This window comes from Roseovarius sp. MBR-6, from assembly GCF_040547525.1.
Lineage (GTDB): Bacteria > Pseudomonadota > Alphaproteobacteria > Rhodobacterales > Rhodobacteraceae > Roseovarius.
The window spans coordinates 1-20,700 of sequence record NZ_JBEPPW010000026.1 but is presented as its reverse complement, the minus strand read 5'-3'; the positions used below and the strand labels follow the sequence as shown (position 1 = coordinate 20,700).

Here is a 20,700-nt window from a genome sequence, read left to right as displayed (position 1 = left end):
GCTGCCTCACGGCAACGCGTCACAGGTGGGCGGATAGCCCGGAACAGGTGGGCGCATGTTGTCGGAATGGGTGGGCGGATGTTCCGGAATACGCACACGGCGGCAGGCGCTGAAAGAACTCCAGCATCTGGCTACGCCGTAACTGGCGCCGCAAAAGCACCCGCCCCTCCACGTCGACGCCGTGCAGCTGGAAAACAGATTTCGCCAGATCGATCCCGAGTATAGTAACCTTGTCCATGGATGGCTCCCTTTGTTGGCCGTTTCACAGCACCCAACATGGCACATTGCGATGCCGAAAGCGGGAGCCATCCACTTCATCAGTGGCGGCTCATGCCGAACCGTCAGGAGTTTTTTGGTGACGTCCCAAGACGTGGTGTAGCTGTCGGTGGCCATCGGGTTTTTCGGTAGGGTCGGGTTGCTGAGCCAACCTGAACCGAAGGACATCCCCGATGACCAAGCCCATGATGGACCTGCGTGCGCTTGTAGAGAAGAGCGGCGATGCCGATCTGCTTCGCGAGATGATCGGCTTCGCTGCCGAACGACTGATGGAGCTGGAGATTGGTGCCAAGAACCTGCCCTGCCGAATTTGGTGAGGCGTGCCGCTCAAAATCCCGTCACGCACATACTGGACTGGTGGCAGATCTCGATGCGGGTCAAGCACGTTGAGAATGCGGTGCAAGTACTTTTGCAATGGAAGAACTTTTCAGGGTTGCGACGCCTCTTCGAGCGCCCTGCCGAAATACTGCGCTGGTACCTTTGGCACGGGAAAGTGATCACCGCCGCGACAACCCTCAAGATCCTCCAAATCGATTGTGATCGATTGCGCGCCGAAACCCGGGAATTACGGGAAGCGGTCAGACGCGTCAAAGCCCGATGTCAGGATCTCTATGCCTACCTTGCGAACAACTTCGACGCCCTCGTAGACTACGGCCATCGACACCGGAATGGCCTCGCGGTTTCATCGTCCCGGGCAGAACGCTGCGTCGATGATACCGGGAACACTCGAATGGGCAAGCGACGGCGCATGAGGTGGTTACCGCAGGGCGCACATCGGGTTGCCGTCACGCGGGCGGCTGTCCCTGATGGAAGGCTAGGCGCCTCAAAGCGGGCCGCTTGGCCACCTGGTTTTGCCCACTCCCCACAAGACCGGCACCCGCTTTTGCGTGACGATCTCGGGGTGAGCCGCTGGCGCGGGTAAAGCTCGACGACAGCAAGCAAGCCGGCAGCTACTACAGGCGCGGAGCGCATCCCTGAGAAGACAGGGATGCACCTGAGCGTGATTATTGCAATACTTCGGTCCAGATCTGTGATTGCAGATCGTTCACCTCCTGCGAGCAAGCAGGGCTGAACTTGCCCGCCGCCGCCAGCTCTGGCGCGACGACGATTTCCGGTGCCTCGCGCATCACCTCATCCATGAACGCCTCGGATCCGGTCACGCCATTGGCGTAGCGCGCAAAGTTCGAGATCATCGCAGCATTCTCGGGCTCGAGTATGAAATTTATGAATTTCATGGCGTTTTCAGGGTTTTGCGCATCAGCCAGTACCGCGGCGCTGTCCATCCAGATCGGATAGCCGGTTTTGGGATAACCATAGGCAAGGTCCGCGTTCTGCAAACGCGCCCGCATGGTCGCGCCGTTCCAGTAAATTCCGGCCGAGAAATCGCCGGCGACATGGGCATCGACCGTGCCGTAATCCAGCGCTTTCCAATGTGCCTTGGCTTCGACCAGAGTGTCGCGCACCTTGCGCATCACCTCCATATCGGTGGTGCAGGATTCGCCTCCCGCGTAATAGATCGCGATGGCCATGACATCGGACATTTCGGGGATGACATTGATCTGCCCCTTCAATGCGTCTGGCGGGTTGAAGATGATGGAAGCGTCGTTGATGTCGCCATCATAGACACTCGTATTTACGATCAGGCCGGTGGTGCCCCACTGCCACGGAACAGAATATTCGCGGCCGGGGTCGAAATCGACATTGACCCATTCCGGCGCGATATTGCCATGGTTGGTGACGATGGATTTGTCGAGCGGGACGATCAGCCCCTCGGAAATCCAAGTCTGCATGTAGGAATTCGACGGCACTACAATGTCAAAGCCATGACCGCCCTGACGGATGCGCGCAAGGGCCGTGTCGTTGCTGTCATAATCAGTGACATTCACCTTGATGCCGGTTTCCGCCTCGAACTTGGTCAGCAATTCGGGGTTGGTGTAGTTGCCCCAGTTGTAGAGGTTCACCACGCCTTGCGCGCTTGCGAGGCCGGTGGTCGCCAAGAGTGCGGTCAGGCCGCTTGCGATCAGTTTCTTCATTGGTCGTCTCCCTGTGGTCATGGTTGCGGTTATACCCTTTTACGGGTGATCAGGAAAAACACGCTGACCACCAGCAACGACAGCGCCAGAAACAGCGTGGCGATGGCGTTCATCTCGGGGGTGACGCTGCGGCGCAACTGGCCGAGCATATAGGTGGGCAGAGTGTCCTGCCCGGCGGATTTCACGAATTCGGTGATCACGACAGTGTCGAGCGATACAACGAACCCGAGCATGAAGCCTGCCACGATCCCCGGCACCAGAAGCGGCAGGGTGACATGGGTAAATGCCTGCACGGGGGTTGCATAGAGATCGGCCGCGGCGGTCTCGAGCGTCAGGTCCATCGTCTCGAGCCGGGCGCGGATCGGCAGATAGGCGAAGGGAATACAGAAGGCCGTGTGCGCCGCCATCAGATACCCCATTCCCGAATACCCTGTCTGCACCTTCAGGAAGGCGACAAAGATCAAAAGCGCGATGCCGGTCACGATCTCCGGCACCATCAGCGGCTGGTTGATCAGCGCATAAATCATGGTCTGGCCCGGAAACCGGCTCACTCGCGTTGTGGCCAATGCCGCCAGGGTTGCCAGCACCGTGGCAATACCGGCGGCGACCAGCGCCAGCCAAAGCGAGCGGATCGACACATCGACGACCTGCCGGTTGTTTAACGCGGCTTCGTACCATTTCAGCGATAATCCGCCCCATATGGATTGCGATTGCGCCTCGTTGAAGGAAAAGACGACCAGCGTGATGATGGGCAGATATAGCAACACCAGCGTCAGGATGGCGACCACGCCAAATCCGGGCAGGGAGCGGACATTGAACCTATGACTGGCCATCGCGCCCCCCGGTTTCGCGGGTGGTGATGCGCAGATAGAATACCAGCGCCGCGACAACGATCACCAGCAACACCATCGCCAAGGCCGATCCAAGCGGCCAGTTGCGCCCCTGGCCGAACTGCAAGCCGATCAGATTGCCCAACATCATCGTCCGACCGCCGCCCAGCACGCGCGGCGTGACATAGGCACCGATCGAGGGAATGAACACGAGGATGGAGCCTGCAATAAACCCCGGCTTCACCAAGGGCAGGATCACATGCCACAAGACCTGCATGCGACTGGCGTAAAGGTCATATCCCGCCTCGACCAGTCGAAAATCCAGCTTGTCCATCGCCGCATAAAGCGGAAGCACCATCAGGGGCAGAAACACGTAGCTCATGCCGAGCAAAACCGCGAAATCGGTATACATCAGTTCCAGAGGCTTGTCGATCAGGCCCAGCCAAAGGAGTGCCGTGTTCAAGGTGCCGCTGTTGCGGATCAACTCCTGTATCGCGAAGGTGCGGATCAAGAGGTTGGTCCAGAATGGAACGGTGATCAGAAACAGCCAGATCATCCTGCGATTGACCGGGCGTGTCGCGATGAACCATGCTGTCGGAAAACCCAGTGCCGCGCAGATCACCGTCGTCTGAAAAGACAGCCACAAGGTGCGCTGGAACACCGCCAGATGGTCCGCGTTGAGCGTGACATTTTCGGGATCGAAGATATCGCGCTTGAAGAATACCCGGAACCAGGCTTCGGTCGAAAAATCCCACGACACCCCACCCATATTGCCGGGGCTGAGGACGGAATAAACCGCAACGATCAGCAGCGGGCCAGAGGCGGCAAGGATCAGGACCACAAGCGCCGGGCTCACCAGTATCCATTTCCAGCGATGCGAGTCGCGTTTCATCACGACCCCCGCAGAACCTGAAGCGCGCCGGGCATCAAGGACAAGCCGACCCGCGCGCCCGTCTCCGGGTCCGCCTGCCCGATGGTGTTCTGACGCCTGACTGTAAAGGCCTGACCATCCTCAAGCGTCAGATGGATATGCGTGTCGGTGCCAAAGAAAACCGCGCCGGTCACGGTCGCTAACAGATCGCCCGTACCCGCCTCGACCAGCTGCGCCTGTTCCGGGCGGATCACGGCGGAAACGGCCTCGCTCACTGCCGGAGTCACCCCCTCGGCAATCCGCGCCGGAACTATTCGGCCACCGGGCAAGGCCAGGTCGGCACCGCGCCCCTGCACCGTGATCACCTTCAGGGACAGAAAATTCGTCTCGCCGATGAAATCGGCCACGAAGCGCTCCGTCGGGGCGTGATAGATGTCATGCGGACTGCCCAGTTGCAGGATGCGCCCCTTGCTCATGACGGCAAGGCGGTCCGACATGGTCAGCGCCTCTTCCTGATCATGGGTCACGAAAACAAACGTGATGCCGGTTTCCACCTGAAGCCGCTTCAACTCGGTTTGCATTTCCTTGCGCAGCTTGAGGTCGAGCGCGCTCAGCGGTTCATCGAGCAAAAGCACGCGGGGTCTCGGGGCCAGAGCACGGGCCAGTGCCACGCGTTGCTGCTGCCCCCCCGACAACTCTGCGGGCTTGCGCGAGGCCATGGCCTCCATCTTGACCAGTCGCATCATCTCTGCGGTGGTGGTCTCAATTTCGGAGCGGGGACGGCCGAGCATCTTGAGGCCAAAGCCTATGTTCTGCGCCACGGTCATATGCGGAAAAAGCGCATAACTCTGAAACACGGTGTTCACCATACGCCGGTTCGGGGCTTGGCCTACGACATCCTGCCCCTTGATCCGGAGCTGCCCGCTGCTGGGATGTTCAAACCCGGCGATCACCCGCAGGAGCGTGGTCTTGCCACAGCCGGACGGCCCGAGGAGGGTGAAAAACTCGCCGGTACGGATCGTCAGATCAATCCCGGTCAAGGCGTGAAACGCGGTTGCGCCCTGGCCAAACACCTTGCTGACCGCCTGGATTTCGATTTCGTTGCCGCTTTGTTGTGCGCCGTCGGCCACCATGTCTTCCTCTTTTTCCGACAGTCGAGCGCGTGTTGCCGAATCTTTCAAGCGATTTCGATCCCCCGGTCCTGATCGACGGCAGCATCCCAGACGATCCGACCGCCACAGATGGTTTTTTCTACACCCAGGCTGGCGATCTGATCTGCGGGCACCGCCTCGACATCCCCCGACAGAATGACCACATCGGCCAGGTAGCCGACACGCAACATGCCTTTGCGGTCCTCGGTATGTTCGGCATATGCCCCGCCGATGGTATAGGCGGCCAGTGCCTCGCGCAGGGTCAGCCGCTCGTCTTGTCCGCCCTCATAGGGCTGCCGTGTCACCGCCGCCTGAATCGAGCGGAGCGGGTTGATATCGGCCACCGGCCAATCCGAGGCGAACACGATCCGTGCCCCGGCATCGCGCAACGTGCGGGTTAGATAGGCATCGGCCCAGCGGTCGCGTCCGATCTTGTCGAGGGTAGGAAATAGCGGGAAATCCATGGCACCCGGCGGATGTGACGGTTGGACGGAGGCCAAGACACCCATTTCGGCAAACCGCGGAATATCGCCACGGTCGATCAGTTCGATATGCTCGATCCTGTGGCGCGCGTCGCGCCGACCATTGGCCTCGCGCGCGGCCTCATAGCCGTCAAGCACCCTGCGCACCGCCCCGTCACCGATGGCATGGACCGCGATTTGAAGCCCGCGCCGATCCGCCTCGATGCAGACTTCCGCAAAGCGGTCCGCCTCATGCAGCGGCTCGCCGCGCCAGCCGGGCTGATCGGGATAATCGTTGAGCATCACGGCGGTGCCACTGTCCACAACCCCGTCCATGAACAGCTTGACGAAACCGGAGGATAACCAGTCATCGTTGTAATCGGCGCTCATGGCGCTGGCCTTGGCGAGGTCGGAAATCCTGTGGTCGTTGCGGTAATGATACGGCACCCTCACCCGCGCCGTCAGCCTGTCCTCACGCCGCAAATGATCGAGCACCTCAAGCGTGTAGCGGTTGCCATCCATGTTGACGAGACTGGTGAACCCGTGCCGCGCGCAATGGCGCAATCCGCGCTCCATCGCCGGTAAATCCGCCAGCATGTCGTCATGCGTCGGCTTTGGCACCGGATCGGCCCCGGTGGCGATCCCTGCCATGATACGGTTTTCCCCGGCCAGCCGCAGCACCGGTGCCTTGGCCTCGAACTCCCGCAACTCTCCGGTGGCAAGGCCATTGTCCATGACGATCTCATTGCCCGGGCCCAATTGCGCGCCCCGGAGAATGCCCGCCTGTTCAAGAGCCATGGTATTGGCCCAGGCGGTGTGATGGTCCGCCGCCAGCAGGCAAACAGGCCGGTCCGGCAGAATGGCGTCGAGATCGTGCCGGGTCAGCGGGTGATCGTAAATACCGTAATCGCAGCCCTGTCCCACGATGACCTTGCGGTCCGGATTGGCCGCCGCATAGGCGTGGATCGCATGAGCCAGCGCGTCAGGACCATGAACCCCGAGGAGTTGCAGATGCGCCAGTTCAGAGCCGCCCATGAACAGGTGCAGATGGCTTTCGATAAAACCCGGAAGCACTGTCGCCCCCTTCGCGTCAATCACCGGACAGTCCGCACCGGCCATCGACCTGGCCGCGCTGCCGAGGGCCGCGATCCTGTCGCCGGCAAGAGCCACCGCATCGGTTTCGGGGGCGTCGGGATCCATGGTCAGACCGCGCGCGTTAATGATCAAGAGGGTGATAGGCATCTGGCACCATGATGTTGCAAATTTCGACGATAGCAGAATGCTGTTTGCCGGTCCAATTTTTTGATCAAATTTGCACCATCCGGAGCGTTTCGCGCAAACGCGGCCTGAGGCGGTGATGGCCCTTCCCGGTGATGTCATGACACAGGCTGCCTTGGCGGCTCACGGCCGCGGGAACGTGGGGCAGGCCATCCCCTCGCGATGACGCCGTGAAAGGCCGTTCACGGGACCGCAAAACCGCACTCGACCCGCTTGACAACGCCGGCGACGGGGAGCGGTGCGTGCACGGGAGCCTGGTGGAGGTCGATTTTCGAACCGCGCGCGGTTGACGGCAGAGACAAAAAATAATATTTTTCATGTTGTTATGATGGCTCTTCCACCTTTCGGCAAACCATCGGGGCCAATTGCCTTGTGCCTCGGTCCTAACTGGGTAGTATCCCCGCGAAAACGGAGGGGGAGAGCATGATCATTCGGTCTGTCGACTGTCTGAACGAGATCGTGGGACGACTCGTTTCGGTTGTCGCGATCATGTTTGCGGGGATCATCATTTACGATGTTTTCATGCGTTACGTGTTCAACGACCCAACCCGCTGGGCCTTTGACGTCACGAAGCAGATGTTCGGTTTCTATTTTGTTCTTCTCGGCGGCTATGCGCTTCGGCACAATGCCCATGTCCGGGTAGATCTGCTCACGGCCAATCTGTCACAGACGCCGGCCCGCATTGTTGATGCGCTGGGATATCTGATCTTTTTCTTTCCCTTCGCCTGGGTGTTTGCATCCCGGTCCTATGATTTCGCGATGCGGTCCTATGCGCAGGGTGAAACCACCTACGGATCGGTGCAGCTTCCCGTCTATCCGCTCAAGATCGCGATGGCGGTCGCCGCAGCCTTGCTGCTGCTTCAGGGAATTGCGGAAGTTCTGAAGATAGTCCTCAATCGTCAGGAGGCGCAAAGTGACGCCTGAAGTCATTGCCCTTTGTATGTTCGGCCTGCTGCTGTTGGGTCTCTTCATGGGGCATCCGCTTGCCTTCGTATTGGGCGGCACGGCCGTTCTGGGCGCGCTGATCGCTGGCAAGCCAATGGTGCTGGGCATCGTCATCAACCGTATTTTCGGCGATGTGCTGGACAATTTCACCCTGATCGCCATCCCGCTCTTTGTGCTCATGGCCCGATTTCTATCAGACAGTGGTGTGACGGATCGAATGTTCGAGTCGCTCCGGCTCATGATGTCCAACGTGCGCGGCGGTCTGGCGTTGGCGGTTGTGTTCATCTCGATCCTGTTGGCGGCAACAACCGGCATAATCGGGGCCTCGATCACGGTCATGGGCGTCATGGCCCTGCGCCCGATGCTGCAATATGGCTATAGTCCGACGCTCACGACCGGGGTTATTGCGGCCTCGGGCTGTCTCGGGATTCTCATACCGCCGTCGATCATGCTGATATTGATGGCAAGCTATTCCCCTCTTTCGGTCGGAGAGCTCTTTGCCGGGGCCATGATTCCCGGCGTGGTGCTCGGCCTGCTCTATGCTGTCTGGGTCGTGATCGTCGCCATCGTAAGACCCGACATGGCCCCTGCCGTGGAGCCTGATGAAAAAGTCAGCCGCGCCGCACTTCTCAAGATGCTGGCGATTGAGGCCGTTCCGCCTTTGGTGTTGATCCTCGGCATCCTCGGCTCACTTCTGATGGGGATCGCCACGGCAACAGAGGCTTCGGCCATAGGGGCTGCGCTGGCGCTCCTGATCGTCATCTTTCGCGGCAAGTTCCGGTGGGCCAGTTTTTACGGCGCGATGCTGGAAACCGGACGCACCTCGGCGATGATCCTTTTTATCGTGATCGGGGCGACGGCCTTTACAGGCGTGTTCAACATAACTGGAGGGCTGCGAGCCACGCAGGAGATCATCCGCGGCATGGATATGGAGCCGTGGATGCTGATCACGGTGATGATGTTCATCGTGTTCATTCTGGGCGCGTTCCTCGACTGGACCGGGATCGTGCTTCTGTCCTTTCCGATTTTCCTGCCGATCGTCCAGGAGATGGACATAAGCCTGTTGTGGTTCGTGGTACTGATGTCGGTGGTGCTGCAGACATCGTTTCTTACACCACCCTTTGGATATGCGTTGTTCTACCTGCGCGCCATTGCTCCCAAATCGGTCAAGACTTCGGAAATCGTCATCGGGGTGTTGCCATTCATTGGCTTGATCCTGATCATGTGCCTCGCTGTAGCCATGTTCCCGCAACTGGTCCTGTGGCTGCCAGAGACTCTCTACACCAAGTAAACAAGGAGACTTCCATGCAAACGAAAACTGCCCTCGTGACGGGCCTCGCACTGGCCGCAGGGATTTCCACGCAATCCCATGCACAGGACAGCTGGACCATGACCACCACATGGCCGAGTTCGCTGGAACTGATCGAAATCGACAAGCACTTTGTAGAGCTCGCCAACAAGCTGACCGGTGACGCTCTGACCATCGAATTCTTTGAAGGCGGCGCGCTTGTGCCTGCGGGTGAAGTGTTCGGCGCTGTGGAATCCGGCACCATTCAGGCCGGGGCGGACTGGCCCGGTTATTGGGCGGGCCGGGATTCGGCCTTTTCCCCTCTGGCAACCACAGCCAGCCTTTTCAACGCCATCGACTATGTCAACTGGATCGAACAGTGGGGCGGCGCTGAGCTCTACAACGAAATCTACGGCAAGTTCGGCATGGTCTATCTGCCCTATGGCGTGACCAACAACGAATCCGGTTTCCGTACCAATGAGGCAATCGTGACCCTTGAGGATCTGCAAGGCAAGCGCCTGCGCCTTTCGGGTCTCGAACAGGGCCGTTTGCTCGAGAGACTGGGCGGCAATCAGGTGTCCATGGCTGGTGGCGAAATCTATCAGGCGCTGGAACGCGGCGTGATCGACGGTGCGGAGTTCTCGACCCCCAACGTCGATTTTTCCGGCGGCTTTCACCAGGTCACCCAGTTCTGGGCAACCCCGGGCTGGCACCAGTCGGCCTCGGTCTTTGGTGTGATGATCAACAAGGCGTCGTGGGACGCACTCTCGCCTGAAACACAGGATGACCTTAAAATCGCGGCTCAAGCCAATCTTATCTGGTCGCTCTCGTTCACGGAAAAACGCGCGACAGAGGCCTATCAGCAATTCGTTGACGCGGGTATCGAGATCACCCGCTATGACGACGAGACGCTGGCGCGCGTTCAGGAACTTGCCAACGAAGTGATCGTTGAGACCGCATGCGAAAACCCTGCCTCCGCCAAGGTCTATCTGAGTCAACTCGAGTACCTGGCCGACTACGCCAAATGGCGGGACGCGTCCGCCCCCTTTAATCTGGGCCGGACCCCGAATGGCCCGGACATCGAGGCCATCCGCGTGTGCGCCGAATAAGCGTGACATATCAATAGGGAAGGTTGCCTTACCGGGCGCGAAGGTCAGCCCCATGCCGAGAAAGTCCCCGCCATTGGCGGGGACTTTTTGCTGGTTATCTGATTGGTCTTGCAAGAGCCGTGCTGCCGGCTGGTCTGGCTGGCGGGGTCTTAAGCAAGCATCCGCCGAGGGCCGCGGTCAGGCAGCCTTGACCTGGTGCGTTGCTTCGTTCCATCACCACGGCAGCAACTCGTGCAGGCGTGAGACCGGCATGTCGGAGATGTCGGCGATGACGTCGGCGAGCCATGTGTCACTGCATCCTAATTAATCAGATTCTGCGGATTCGGAGCATTTTTGGGTCGTGTCGCGAAGGTGGTGGAAAATTGAAGGTGGCGTAATCTCCGGGTGAACGAACCCCACCCAACCGGCGGCTGGCGGAGATCCTGTCAAATCGCCCCGGCCGCATGGGGCAGGATGAATGGCACGTCACCAGGCGGTGCGATGCTGACGCGCAGGGGGCAATCATAGACCGCTGACAGGAGGTCAGAGGTCATCACCTGCGCGGGCACGCCCTGCGCCGCCACGCACCCCTGCCGCAGAACCACCATGGCGTCGGCGAACATCGCGGCAAGGTTAAGGTCATGCAGCACGCAGATCACGCCGCCGCCGCCTGCCGCGAAATCGCGGGCAATGCGCATGACCGCAAGCTGCTGACCGATATCAAGGCTTGAGACCGGCTCATCTAGAAAGAGCCAGTTCGCGCCATCGCTGCCGTGCGGTTGCCAGACCTGCGCCAAAACGCGGGCCAGTTGCGCGCGTTGCTGCTCGCCGCCCGAGAGATCCTGATAGAACCGATGGGCCAGAGGCCCGAGGCCGACGCGGTCAAGCGCGCGCGAGGGCAAATCTTGCTGCGCGGCATGAGGCCCGGCCAGATGGCCGAGGCGCACCACCTCGATCACGGTGAAGGGAAAGGCCAGCCGCGTGGCCTGCGGCAGCACCGCCCGTCGCGACGCCAGCGCCGCCGCATGGCGCGGCCCCACCGGCAGATCGTCAAGCGTGATCCGTCCCGCCGCCTCGATTTCACCCGTCAGGGCACGCAAAAGCGTCGTCTTGCCAGAGCCGTTCGGCCCCACGATGGCCGTCACCCGCCCCGGCCGTGCCTCGAGATCAACGCCTGACAGCACGGGCGTGCGGCCCAGCATTACACCTATCCCCTCAGCCCGTAGCGTCACAGGTCCACCAGCCCGCGACGTCGCAGCAAGATCCACAGGAAAACCGGCGCCCCCAGAACGGCAGTGACGATCCCGATGGGCAGTTCGGCGGGTGCGATGACCAGCCGCGCGATCATGTCGGCACCCAGCAAAAGGCTTGCCCCCAGAAGCGCGCAATTCACAAGCAGCGGCCCGTGATCGGGGCCGGTTGCAAGCCGCAGGAGATGCGGCACCACGATGCCGACAAAGCCGATCCCACCCGACCCTGCCACCGCAGCGCCAGTCGCCCCGGCCACGGTGAGGATGGCGAGCGCCTTGAGCCGCTGCACGTTGAGGCCAAGATGCAGCGCTGTCGCCTCGCCCAAGGCGAGCCCGTTCAGCCCGCGCCCGAGAAAGGCCGCACCTGCCAGCGCGAGCACGATGACGGGCACCGCCGTGGCCAGTTTGGCCCATGTCGCGCCTGCCAGCGAGCCAAGCCCCCAGAAGGTGAGATCGCGCAATTGCTGATCATCTGCGGCGTAAACCAGAAGCCCCGAAACCGCGCCCGAGAGCGCCCCGAGCGCGATCCCCGCCAGAAGCATTGTCGCCACCGAGGTGCGCCCGCCGCGTGTGGCTACCGCGTAGAGCAGCAGCACCGAGGCCCAGCCGCCGAGAAAGGCCGCGAGCGGCACGGTATAGAGGCCAAGGGCGGTCTGAAGCGCGGGCGGCAGCAACCCGCCCAGCACGATGGCGGTGACCGCGCCCAGCCCCGCACCGGCACTGACACCGACAATGCCCGGATCGGCCAGCGGATTGCGAAACAGCCCCTGCATCACCGCGCCAGAGACCGCCAGCGCCGCACCGACCAGCACGCCCATAGCGATGCGCGGCAGGCGCACCTCCCACAGGATGACCCGTGCGAGCGCCTCGTTCTCGGCCCCGCTGGACAGCAGCCCGATGAGCGATACGCCCGAGGCCCCGGTCTCGAGGCTCAGCACACAGGTCACCACCAGCAGCAGCGCCAGCCACAGATGCGCGGCACGCGCGCGGCGGCGGCGGTCCGGCACCTGCGCCGCATGCAGCGGTTCAACGTGGGTCAGCGTCATCATCTGTCCCGGCTGCGGAATAGAGCTTGGCATGAAGATCGCGCGCCGCCTGTGCGGTGCGCGGACCAAATCCCAGCAGGTAAAGCCCCGGCATCCGGATCACCGTGCCCGTCCGCGCGGCGGGCGTGGTGCGGATCGCGGGCAGCGAGAGGAGTATTTCGTCCTCGATCACATGATCGCCGCCGCGTGTCATCATCAGGATGGCATCGGGTGCTGCGGCGATCACCGCTTCGTCGGTCATTTGCTTGTAGCCCTCGAACGCGGTCACCGCGTTGACCGCCCCGGCCATCTCGATGATGCCATCGGCCTGCGTGTTCTGCCCGCCCGCCAGGACGCGCCCGCCCTGAAGGCTGAGGATGAAAAGCACGCGCTTTCGATCCTCGGGGGCAATCCGCGCAGTCTCGGCGCGGGTCGCGTCAAGGGCGGCGCGGGTCTCGTCGATAAGCGCTCGGGCGCGGTCCGGCACGCCAAGCGCCTCTCCGACAGTCGCGATCTTGTCAAGGATGCCGGGGCCGTTCTGCGCATCCGGCACCGATATGAACGGAATCCCCGACGCGCGCAGCACGGAGATGGTTTCGGGCGGGCCCGCGTCTTGGGTCGCGAGGATAAGATCGGGCGCGACCGACAGCACCCCCTCGGGGCTGAGCGCGCGGGCATAGCCCACATCGGGCAGGTCCGTCACCTCGGGCGGCCAGGTGGAGGTGGTGTCGCGCGCGATGAGCCGATGACCTTGCCCGAGCGCATGGACGATCTCGGTCACCGACCCGCCGATGGAGAGCACACGGCCTTCACCGTGTGCGAGGGCGGGCAGCGCGCAAAGCGCCGCGCCTGCCGCACCGTGCGCCAACACCGCGCGGCGGGAGAGGGTGGGGCGCGTCACGCCTCCACCGCCATGTCCGCACCGGGCAGGCCCGCCACCATCGCGGCGAACTCCGTGCGATAATCGCCCGTCTCCTTGCGCAGGCCGAAGACCTGAAAGATCAACCCGCCCTCGGCATCGAACGCCTCGACCGAGGTGGTGGGGCCTTCGCGGGTCTGTTTCTCGACCGCCCAGACCTCGGCGATGTGATCGCGGCGCAGATGCATGTTGAAACCCGGATCCATCACGTTCTGCCACGGGCCCATCGGCTTGAGCGTGTGGACCGGGCCGGAATGGATCTGGATGCAGCCGCGATTGCCGACAAAGACCATCACCGCGATGCCGCTGCCCGCAAGCGTAGTGAGCATGTCGTCCACCGCGTCCGGTGCGAGCGCGCGCACGAACGGGGCCCCGGCGATGCGGTAGGCACCAAGGCGGTTCATCCTGAGCTTGGATGTCAGGCGCAGGAACTGATGCGTGTCGGTCATCCGCCGCCATTCGGCGCGCAGGGCCTCGGCCTTGTCGGGGTGTGCCTTGGGGGCCTCGGTCGGCTGGCGCGGTGCAAGCGCGAGCACCTGCCCCTGATCGGGCAGCGCGAGCGAGGCGCGCAAGCCCTCCCATGCGCCATGATGCGAGCCGTCGCGCAGGATGATCTTGTGCACCGCGTCGCCCGCCGCGTCGAACACCTGAAGGCTGCGGCGTGTAGCGGACTCGACCATGAAGGCGTGGCGCCAATGCGTCGGAAAGATGCGCAGATCGATCGCCTCATTGAGCACCATCGCCGCGTGATCGCCGGTGTGGTAATTGGCGTATTCCCCGACCTTTTCATGCACGCAAGCTGTGTTGCGCGTCAGCGCCATGACCTCGCCCAAAACCTGCGCCGCGTCCATCACCGCATCGGGATGCGCCTTGATCCGGGTCACGCCATTTCCGCAGGAAGCGGCAATCAGCGCCGCCTCGGGCAGGCCGAGCGCATCGGCCTGATCGCGGGGGCGCATCTGCGGATTCTCTGCGCGGAAGGTGCGAATCGTTTCGGGAGACGGGGTATCGGTGACAGCCATGCCGACCTCTTTTCTGATGTGTGGAGGGATGGCTGCATCGCGCGGAGGCGACGTGGCTGAGGGACGGGATTTAACCGGCACCCTTATCTTGACTCTTTTGGTCATAAAACAGTATCGAGTGCAAGAGCCTGATCCTGAAAGGATGGGCTGCCAATGAAACGCCGTGCCAGCCCGCCGCAAGCACACCGGTGAAAACCATGTGTTTGACAATGGAAGGGAACGACATGGCACGACAGTCACGACGAGTTCTGATGGTATCGAGCGCGCTCTGCCTCGGCTGGGTGCTGGCCGCACAGGCACAACAGACGGGCGCGGAACCGGATACCGGGAGCAGAACGCAAGACACTTTTCGCCTGCCTGACATCCTGATTTTCGGAGCGGCCCGCGATGAACGCGCGTTGCTTGACACCCCCAATGCGGCCAGCGTCGTGGGCGAGGAGGCAATCCGCCGCCGCCAGCCCTCGACCTATGCCGACCTGCTCGACGATGTGCCGGGGGTGACCATCGAGGGCGGGCCGCGCGGGGTGAGCCAGGAAGTCAATATTCGCGGCTTCCAGGACGAGCAGGTGGTGCTGCGCTTTGACGGCGGACGGCAGAACTTCAACCTCGCGCATCGCGGGCGCTTCTTTACGGATCCGATGATCCTGAAACAGGTCGAGGTGCTGCGCGGAGGGGCCTCGACGCTTTTCGGGTCGGGCGCGCTTGGCGGCGTGGTCTTTGTCGACACCAAGGATGCGCGCGACGTGATCGCGCCGGGCAAGACCGTGGGCGGCGAGGTGAGCCTCGGCTACAATTCCAACGGCGACGAATGGAAATACGGGGCCACCGGCGCGGTGCAGCACGGCGCGTTCGACGCGCTCATCTTTCTGTCCGGGCGCGACCGGGGCAGCGATCTGGAGGACGGCAGGAGCGATGACATCGTCGACAGCGAGATCGACAGCGAGAATTACCTGCTGAAATTCGGTTTTGAGCCTACCGAGGGGCTGCGCCTCGAGGCCAGCTATCAACGCTATGAGGACGCGGGCGTCACGCCCCCCAACACCAATGTGCAGGGCACGCCCACCACCAGCGTCAACCGCGACCTGACGCATGAACAGTTCCGCGTCGGGCTGGACTGGAACCCGACGGGCAACGACCTGATCAATCTTAGCACGCTTTTCTACCGCAACGACACCGCGGTGCGTGAGGATCGCATTTTCGACGGGCGATTTGACACCACGGATTTCGAGACGCGGGGCTTCGAAATCACCAATGTCTCGGAATTCGACATCGGCGTGCCGGTGGCGTTGGCCTACGGGTTCGAGGCGTTCGAGGACCAACAGATGGGCACCCGCGACGGCGCGGCGCGCGCCCAGACCCCCGATGCCAAGCAGCAATTCTACGCCGTGTTCGCGCAGGCCGATTTCAAGGTCTCGCCCGCGCTCACGCTGACCGCCGGGTTGCGCTATGACGTGATCGACACCGATCCCGAGGGCGGATTCTCCAGCCGCTCTGACGAGGAATTCTCGCCCAAGCTGGCACTGTCCTGGCGACCGACGGAGAACACGCAGGTCTTTGCCTCGGCGTCGCGGTCGTTCCGCGCGGCGTCACTGACCGAGATGTTCCCGCAAGGCGTGCATTTCATCGCCGGGCCGGGATTCCCCCTCGGCGGGGCGGGGGCGCCGTTCTTCACCGGGATAAACGAGTTCCTGCCGACGCCGAACCTGTCGCCGGAAACCGCAGACCAGATCGAGATCGGGGTGCGACACCAGATGACGGGCGTGATCCGCTCCGGCGACCGCCTCGACCTCTCGGGCAATATCTACTACGCGCAGGTGGATGATTTCATCGACACGGTCGTGACTTTCATCGACCCCGCGACAACGGCTTTCAATCCGATCACAGGGCGGCTTGAGGTGAGCGGATCGACCACCTCGCGCAATATCGACGCCGAACTTTACGGGCTGGAGGCCAGCGCCGATTACGATGCCGGAACATGGTTCGGGCGCGCATCATTGACCATCCCGCGCGGCGACGGGCGAAATGGTGCGGGCAAGCTGGGCTCGATCCCACAGGACCGGCTCGTGCTGACCGGGGGCGTGCGCCCCGCGCCAGGATGGGAGCTTGGCGCGCGCGCCACCTTCCTGCGCGAGCTTGATGAGGGCGATCTTCCTGACGGAACCCTTGCCGTGGACGGGGCCGAGATCTTCGATATTTTCGCCAATTGGCAACCGCAGCGCGGAGCGTTTGAGGGCACGGTGATCAGCGCAGCCGTCGACAATGTGTTCGACGAAAACTACCGCGTGCATCCCAACGGTCTCAACAATCCCGGCGTGACGGCGAGATTCGCGATCTCCCGACGGTTCTGAGACCTGCAAAAGCGACGGCGATAAACTTGACTCTTTCGCTTTTATCGTCGTAGTTAGGGCGTCGCGCGACCGTATCGGCGCGTGAAGCATTCGACACAGCCAGCCTTGCGCCAGCCTTGTGGTTTCTCTCGGGTCCGGGAGTGTCAGGAGCATGGGCAATGAGCAGGCAATTCAGACAGGTTTTCAGAAGCGGCATCATCGCGGCATGGCTGTGCGCGGGCGCGGCGGGCATGGGCCTGGCCCAAGCGTCCGATAACGCCCCGCCACCGCAACTCGATCTGAGGCTCAACACGGTGAGCGGCACCGAAAAGGGGAGTTGTCGGCTGACATTCGTTATCCGCAACGGGCTTGACTCGGATATCGAGAAGCTGGTGTCGGAGGCCGTGCTGTTCGATGTTGCGGGGCACGTCACAAGGATGACGCTGTTCGATTTCGGTGCCCTGCCCGAAGGACGCCCGCGCGTGCGCCAATTCGATCTTGCAGGGCTGACCTGCGATGGTCTCGGCGCGGTTCTGATCAACGGGATCGGCACCTGCGAGGGGGCGGGGCTCTCGCCCGCTGCCTGTCTCGATGGTCTGCGGCTTTCGAACGACACAGAGATCGAGGTGTCGGGATGAGTGGCATGGCTGCCATGATCGAGCGGCTGCGAGGCTTCGTCGAGATGGGCGGGCCGGTGATTGCGCTGATCACCGCGCTCTCGGTGGCGACGCTGGCGGTGGCGCTTTACAAGTTGTGGCAGTTCCGCGCATCGGGCGTGGGGCGGCACCACGCCTTGCGCGCTGCCGTGACCGAATGGGACCGGGGCGACGCCCATGCCGCGCGGCGAACGCTCATGGGCTCGCGCAGCTATCTCGCACCGGTGATCGCGCGGGCTTTCGACGCGGGCGAGACGGCCGATTCAGCGACCATTCGCCGACTTGAGGCCGAAGCGGAGAAGCTGTTTTCCCACCTCGAACACGGCTTTCGGTTTCTCGACATGGTGGCGCAGGTGGCACCCCTGCTGGGCCTCTTCGGCACGGTTCTGGGCATGATCGAGGCGTTCCAGGCTCTGCAATCGGCGGGCGCGCAGGTCGATCCCTCGCTCCTGGCGGGCGGTATCTGGGTGGCGCTTCTGACCACCGCTGCCGGGCTGGCGGTAGCGATGCCTGCCTCGGTCGTGCTGTCATGGCTCGATGCAAGGATGGCCGCCGAGCGGGCGCTGGCAGACCATGCCCTGAGGGTGGTGTTGCGCCCCGATCATCACGCCGGAACGCGCGCGGCTGCGGCTCCGGTGCCGCAGGGCTTGGCGGTGCCCGAAGGTGCGTGATGCGGCCTTTCGGCGGCGGCGCCTCTCGCTCACCTCGCTCATCGACGTGATCTTTCTGCTGCTGCTCTTCTTCATGCTGTCCTCGACCTTCTCGCAGTTTTCCGAGATCGAGCTTGGCACCGCAGGCGCGGGCCAGCCGGGTGTGTCCCAGGTGCAGCCCATTTTCGTGCAGTTGCGTGCCGAAAGCCTGCGCGTGAACGCGCGCGAGGTGACGCTCGCACAACTGAACGAGGCTCTCGCCTCCCTGATCGAGGGTGACGAAACCCGCGCGCTCGTCAGCACCGGCGCAGATGTGACGGCGCAACGGTTGACCGATCTCCTGCTCGCCTTGCGCGGCATTCCGGGACTCTCGGTTCAGGTGCTGGTGCCGTCATGAGGGCACCCAACCCCCGCAAGCGGCCAGAGCCGACGATCCCGCTGATCAACATCGTTTTCCTGATGCTGATCTTCTTCATGGCTGCCGCCACGCTTGCGCCGCCGCTCGATGGGGATCTGCGGCTGGTGCGCACGGCTGATCTTGAGGGCCGCGCCCCGCCTGATGCGCTGTTGATCCATGCCGACGGGCGGCTGATGTTTCGGGGCGCGGGGCTGCCGGATGCCGCCGCCTATATCGCTGCGCGGCCTGACGCAGGGCACGAAACCGTGCGCATCGTGCCCGATGCCGACCTGCCTGCGCCTGACCTGCTCCGGCTGGGCGCGGCCTTGCGCGCGGCGGGGGCAGGGCGCGTGGTGATGGTAACCGAACGGGGGGTGCGATGATCCGCGTGTCGCGCGCCGTGGCGCTCGGTTGCGCCGCGTCGGCGCTGGCGCTGCATGGGTTCGCATTGTGGGTGGCCGACCCACGCCTGAAGATCGAGATCGAGGGTGGGACAGGCGCGGCCGAGGTAACGCTTGGCAACAGTTTTGCCGATCTGGTGGCAGGCGTGGCGCAGCCCGTATCGGCGACCACCGTGACGTCGAACCGGCAGGCAGAAGCCGAAACTGAACCGGTCGCGCCGGACGTGACCCGACGTTCAGAGCCGTCGCAGGCAAGCTGGCCTGTCGTGCAAACCGCACATATGTCGCCATCAAGCGATCGAACGCAGGCCATCCTGCCCGAGATCGCGTCAAACGCCACCGAGAGGGTGGTAGCGCGCGCGACGGCGGCACCCACGGCTGCGCGCCCCCCCGGCGACGTCGTCGAAGCCAATCCAAAGCAACAGACCGGTCTGCAGGTCTCGAAACGCCCGCAAGCACGCCCGCGCGAATTGGAGGCGACTGCCGCCGCTCGGCGCGCGCCCGCTCGGGCAACAGCGACACACAGCACCAAGGGCGGCAACGCAACCCGCGATGCCCGGCGCGGCGCTGCAACCGGGCGCGAGACGGCGAATGTCGCACAGCAGGGGCGCGACAGCACAAGCCGCAACGCCACGCAGGGCAATGCGGCGGCCAGCAATTATCCCGGCCTCGTGATGCGTCAACTCGCTCGCGTGCCGCGCCCGCGCGCCGATAGCCGTGGCGCAGCGTTGGTGCAGTTCACCATCGCCGAGGGCGGTGCCCTCGCCTCCGTCGGCATCGCACGTTCTTCCGGCTCCGACCGCCTCGACCGCGCCGCGCTTGATATGGTACGACGCGCGGCACCATTCCCCGCCCCGCCCCGCGCGGCTCAGCGCCGTTTTTCCTTTCAGATCAAAGGACAATGAAGACGTGTCACATCGGCATTGCCAAGAAAACTTTTGCGAAAAAGGGCTGTCCAAAATTGGCAATGCCGGCGTGACACGCGGCTTAGGCCGCGCGATTCTTTAGGATCATGTCCGACGCCTTTTCCCTGATCATGATCGCTGGGCCGTTGAAATTGTCCACGACGGGCATGATCGAGCAATCGGCGATGCAAAGCAGGGCATTGGACGGCAGAGGGGCGATCACCACAGGACCTGCTCGGATCAGCCAGTTTCAATCGGGAACACAGCGAATGGCCATCGCGCGGCTCCATCAGAAGCGGCAGGCGCTTTGAGGGTTGTCAATCGCGGACCTGCGGAGGCAGGGCAGGGCAGGGCACTGCTGTGGTCTGAGGCAGGGTGATATCCGTGAATGATATCAGTGCAAATCCAGATTCGCAAAGTTGACGGTTGGCAGACAATCGGCCAACCGATCGAGCACATGACCCTCGACCTCGCTGATTGATCAGGCGCACCACAAACCGCTCAGACTTCATCAACCCGTCGTCGTTGATCTTACGGCTGTCTGCCACTCAAAGTTCTCTTTTCGCGCCAATTTCATCCGCCTGAGATCCAAGTTCGCACCTTCTGAATTGTGCTGAGATCAATTCACTTTGATAGTTCACTTGTCTGTGATGTTCATCACCCGCTTCTCCTCGCACAGGTGCAAGGGGCAGGGTCCGCCAGAAGAGCTTGGCCGACATAAGGGAAAGCGTCGCCCGATATGAGTCTGAAACCGAACGGAGGTCAGCACATGATGACAAGGACAGTTATACAGGCATCCCGCCGCGCAGTGGTGCGCACCCTTGCGGCACTGTGGTCTTGCCCCCGTTTCACCGGACACTCAGGCGGTTGCGGTTTGAGCTGCGATGAACTCGCGTGGTGAGCGCATTTTCAGCCCTGAGTGCGGGT

At 62.7% G+C, this 20,700-nt stretch carries 19 protein-coding genes and 3 pseudogenes; 12 read left to right on the top strand and 10 right to left on the bottom strand.

Features of this window, described 5'->3' with window-relative positions:
* Positions 1–94 precede the first annotated feature (94 nt).
* Positions 95–238 (bottom strand): annotated as a pseudogene (locus ABIE57_RS18670) (IS110 family transposase); the annotation flags it as partial.
* A gap of 211 nt (positions 239–449) precedes the next feature.
* On the opposite strand from ABIE57_RS18670, the pseudogene ABIE57_RS18665 reads away from it, so the two are divergent.
* Positions 450–569 (top strand): annotated as a pseudogene (locus ABIE57_RS18665) (IS256 family transposase); the annotation flags it as partial.
* Positions 569–1,114 (top strand): annotated as a pseudogene (locus ABIE57_RS18660) (ISKra4 family transposase); the annotation flags it as partial. The pseudogenes ABIE57_RS18665 and ABIE57_RS18660, both read left to right, overlap by 1 nt.
* Before the next feature lie 166 nt (positions 1,115–1,280).
* Here ABIE57_RS18660 and ABIE57_RS18655 read toward each other — a convergent pair.
* The 5 genes from ABIE57_RS18655 to ABIE57_RS18635 are packed head-to-tail and all read right to left on the bottom strand — an operon-like array spanning position 1,281 to position 6,864.
* Positions 1,281–2,309 carry an ABC transporter substrate-binding protein gene (locus ABIE57_RS18655; RefSeq protein ID WP_354540544.1) on the bottom strand — a complete coding sequence of 343 codons (1,029 nt, stop codon included), beginning with the start codon at positions 2,307–2,309 and terminating at the stop codon, positions 1,281–1,283.
* Positions 2,310–2,338: 29 nt separating this feature from the next.
* Positions 2,339–3,142, bottom strand: a complete 804-nt coding sequence (locus ABIE57_RS18650; RefSeq protein ID WP_354540543.1) for an ABC transporter permease — start codon at positions 3,140–3,142, stop codon at positions 2,339–2,341.
* Positions 3,129–4,031, bottom strand: coding sequence for an ABC transporter permease (locus ABIE57_RS18645; protein ID WP_354540542.1), 903 nt, complete (start codon positions 4,029–4,031; stop codon positions 3,129–3,131). The genes ABIE57_RS18650 and ABIE57_RS18645 overlap by 14 nt, the downstream gene beginning before the upstream one ends.
* On the bottom strand, positions 4,031–5,143 hold the full coding sequence (locus ABIE57_RS18640; protein WP_354540541.1) for an ABC transporter ATP-binding protein: 1,113 nt from the start codon (positions 5,141–5,143) through the stop codon (positions 4,031–4,033). Before ABIE57_RS18640 ends, ABIE57_RS18645 begins: the two co-directional genes overlap by 1 nt.
* Positions 5,144–5,187: 44 nt before the next feature.
* A complete protein-coding gene (locus ABIE57_RS18635; protein ID WP_354540540.1) occupies positions 5,188–6,864 on the bottom strand; it encodes an amidohydrolase in 1,677 nt (558 codons plus the stop codon).
* Between the two features lie 459 nt (positions 6,865–7,323).
* On the opposite strand from ABIE57_RS18635, the gene ABIE57_RS18630 reads away from it, so the two are divergent.
* Genes ABIE57_RS18630 through dctP form a run of 3 tightly spaced genes read left to right on the top strand, consistent with a single transcriptional unit; the run spans position 7,324 to position 10,242 of the window.
* Complete coding sequence (locus ABIE57_RS18630; protein ID WP_354540539.1) at positions 7,324–7,824, top strand: TRAP transporter small permease subunit; 501 nt, start codon at positions 7,324–7,326, stop codon at positions 7,822–7,824.
* Positions 7,814–9,136 carry a TRAP transporter large permease gene (locus ABIE57_RS18625; protein WP_354540538.1) on the top strand — a complete coding sequence of 441 codons (1,323 nt, stop codon included), beginning with the start codon at positions 7,814–7,816 and terminating at the stop codon, positions 9,134–9,136. The genes ABIE57_RS18630 and ABIE57_RS18625 overlap by 11 nt, the downstream gene beginning before the upstream one ends.
* 14 nt (positions 9,137–9,150) lie before the next feature.
* Complete coding sequence (dctP, locus tag ABIE57_RS18620) at positions 9,151–10,242, top strand: TRAP transporter substrate-binding protein DctP (protein WP_354540537.1); 1,092 nt, start codon at positions 9,151–9,153, stop codon at positions 10,240–10,242.
* Positions 10,243–10,667: 425 nt separating this feature from the next.
* Here the strand turns inward: dctP and ABIE57_RS18610 are convergent, their stop codons facing one another.
* From ABIE57_RS18610 to ABIE57_RS18595, 4 genes are read right to left on the bottom strand one after another with little or no spacing between them, the layout of a single operon-like run.
* Positions 10,668–11,453: a heme ABC transporter ATP-binding protein gene (locus tag ABIE57_RS18610; RefSeq protein WP_354540536.1), complete on the bottom strand. Its 786-nt coding sequence runs from the start codon at positions 11,451–11,453 to the stop codon at positions 10,668–10,670.
* Positions 11,450–12,517: a FecCD family ABC transporter permease gene (locus ABIE57_RS18605; RefSeq protein WP_454283786.1), complete on the bottom strand. Its 1,068-nt coding sequence runs from the start codon at positions 12,515–12,517 to the stop codon at positions 11,450–11,452. The genes ABIE57_RS18610 and ABIE57_RS18605 overlap by 4 nt, the downstream gene beginning before the upstream one ends.
* Positions 12,498–13,397 (bottom strand): heme/hemin ABC transporter substrate-binding protein, encoded by a 900-nt coding sequence (locus ABIE57_RS18600; RefSeq protein ID WP_354540534.1) that lies wholly within the window; start codon positions 13,395–13,397, stop codon positions 12,498–12,500. Before ABIE57_RS18600 ends, ABIE57_RS18605 begins: the two co-directional genes overlap by 20 nt.
* Positions 13,394–14,437: a hemin-degrading factor gene (locus ABIE57_RS18595; RefSeq protein WP_354540533.1), complete on the bottom strand. Its 1,044-nt coding sequence runs from the start codon at positions 14,435–14,437 to the stop codon at positions 13,394–13,396. Before ABIE57_RS18595 ends, ABIE57_RS18600 begins: the two co-directional genes overlap by 4 nt.
* Before the next feature lie 224 nt (positions 14,438–14,661).
* Between ABIE57_RS18595 and ABIE57_RS18590 the strand changes: the two genes are divergently transcribed.
* The 7 genes from ABIE57_RS18590 (at position 14,662) to ABIE57_RS18560 (ending at position 20,084) form a co-directional block, all read left to right on the top strand.
* Entirely contained in the window at positions 14,662–16,785 is a 2,124-nt protein-coding gene (locus ABIE57_RS18590) for a TonB-dependent hemoglobin/transferrin/lactoferrin family receptor (protein WP_354540532.1), read from the top strand.
* A gap of 158 nt (positions 16,786–16,943) precedes the next feature.
* Positions 16,944–17,402 (top strand): hypothetical protein, encoded by a 459-nt coding sequence (locus tag ABIE57_RS18585; RefSeq protein WP_354540531.1) that lies wholly within the window; start codon positions 16,944–16,946, stop codon positions 17,400–17,402.
* Between the two features lie 14 nt (positions 17,403–17,416).
* Positions 17,417–18,091, top strand: coding sequence for a MotA/TolQ/ExbB proton channel family protein (locus ABIE57_RS18580; protein WP_354540545.1), 675 nt, complete (start codon positions 17,417–17,419; stop codon positions 18,089–18,091).
* A complete protein-coding gene (locus ABIE57_RS18575) occupies positions 18,084–18,467 on the top strand; it encodes an ExbD/TolR family protein (RefSeq protein ID WP_354540530.1) in 384 nt (127 codons plus the stop codon). The genes ABIE57_RS18580 and ABIE57_RS18575 overlap by 8 nt, the downstream gene beginning before the upstream one ends.
* On the top strand, positions 18,464–18,850 hold the full coding sequence (locus ABIE57_RS18570; RefSeq protein ID WP_354540529.1) for an ExbD/TolR family protein: 387 nt from the start codon (positions 18,464–18,466) through the stop codon (positions 18,848–18,850). The genes ABIE57_RS18575 and ABIE57_RS18570 overlap by 4 nt, the downstream gene beginning before the upstream one ends.
* Positions 18,847–19,773 (top strand): energy transducer TonB, encoded by a 927-nt coding sequence (locus ABIE57_RS18565; RefSeq protein WP_354540528.1) that lies wholly within the window; start codon positions 18,847–18,849, stop codon positions 19,771–19,773. The genes ABIE57_RS18570 and ABIE57_RS18565 overlap by 4 nt, the downstream gene beginning before the upstream one ends.
* A gap of 107 nt (positions 19,774–19,880) precedes the next feature.
* Positions 19,881–20,084 carry a hypothetical protein gene (locus tag ABIE57_RS18560; RefSeq protein ID WP_354540546.1) on the top strand — a complete coding sequence of 68 codons (204 nt, stop codon included), beginning with the start codon at positions 19,881–19,883 and terminating at the stop codon, positions 20,082–20,084.
* Positions 20,085–20,700 lie beyond the last annotated feature (616 nt).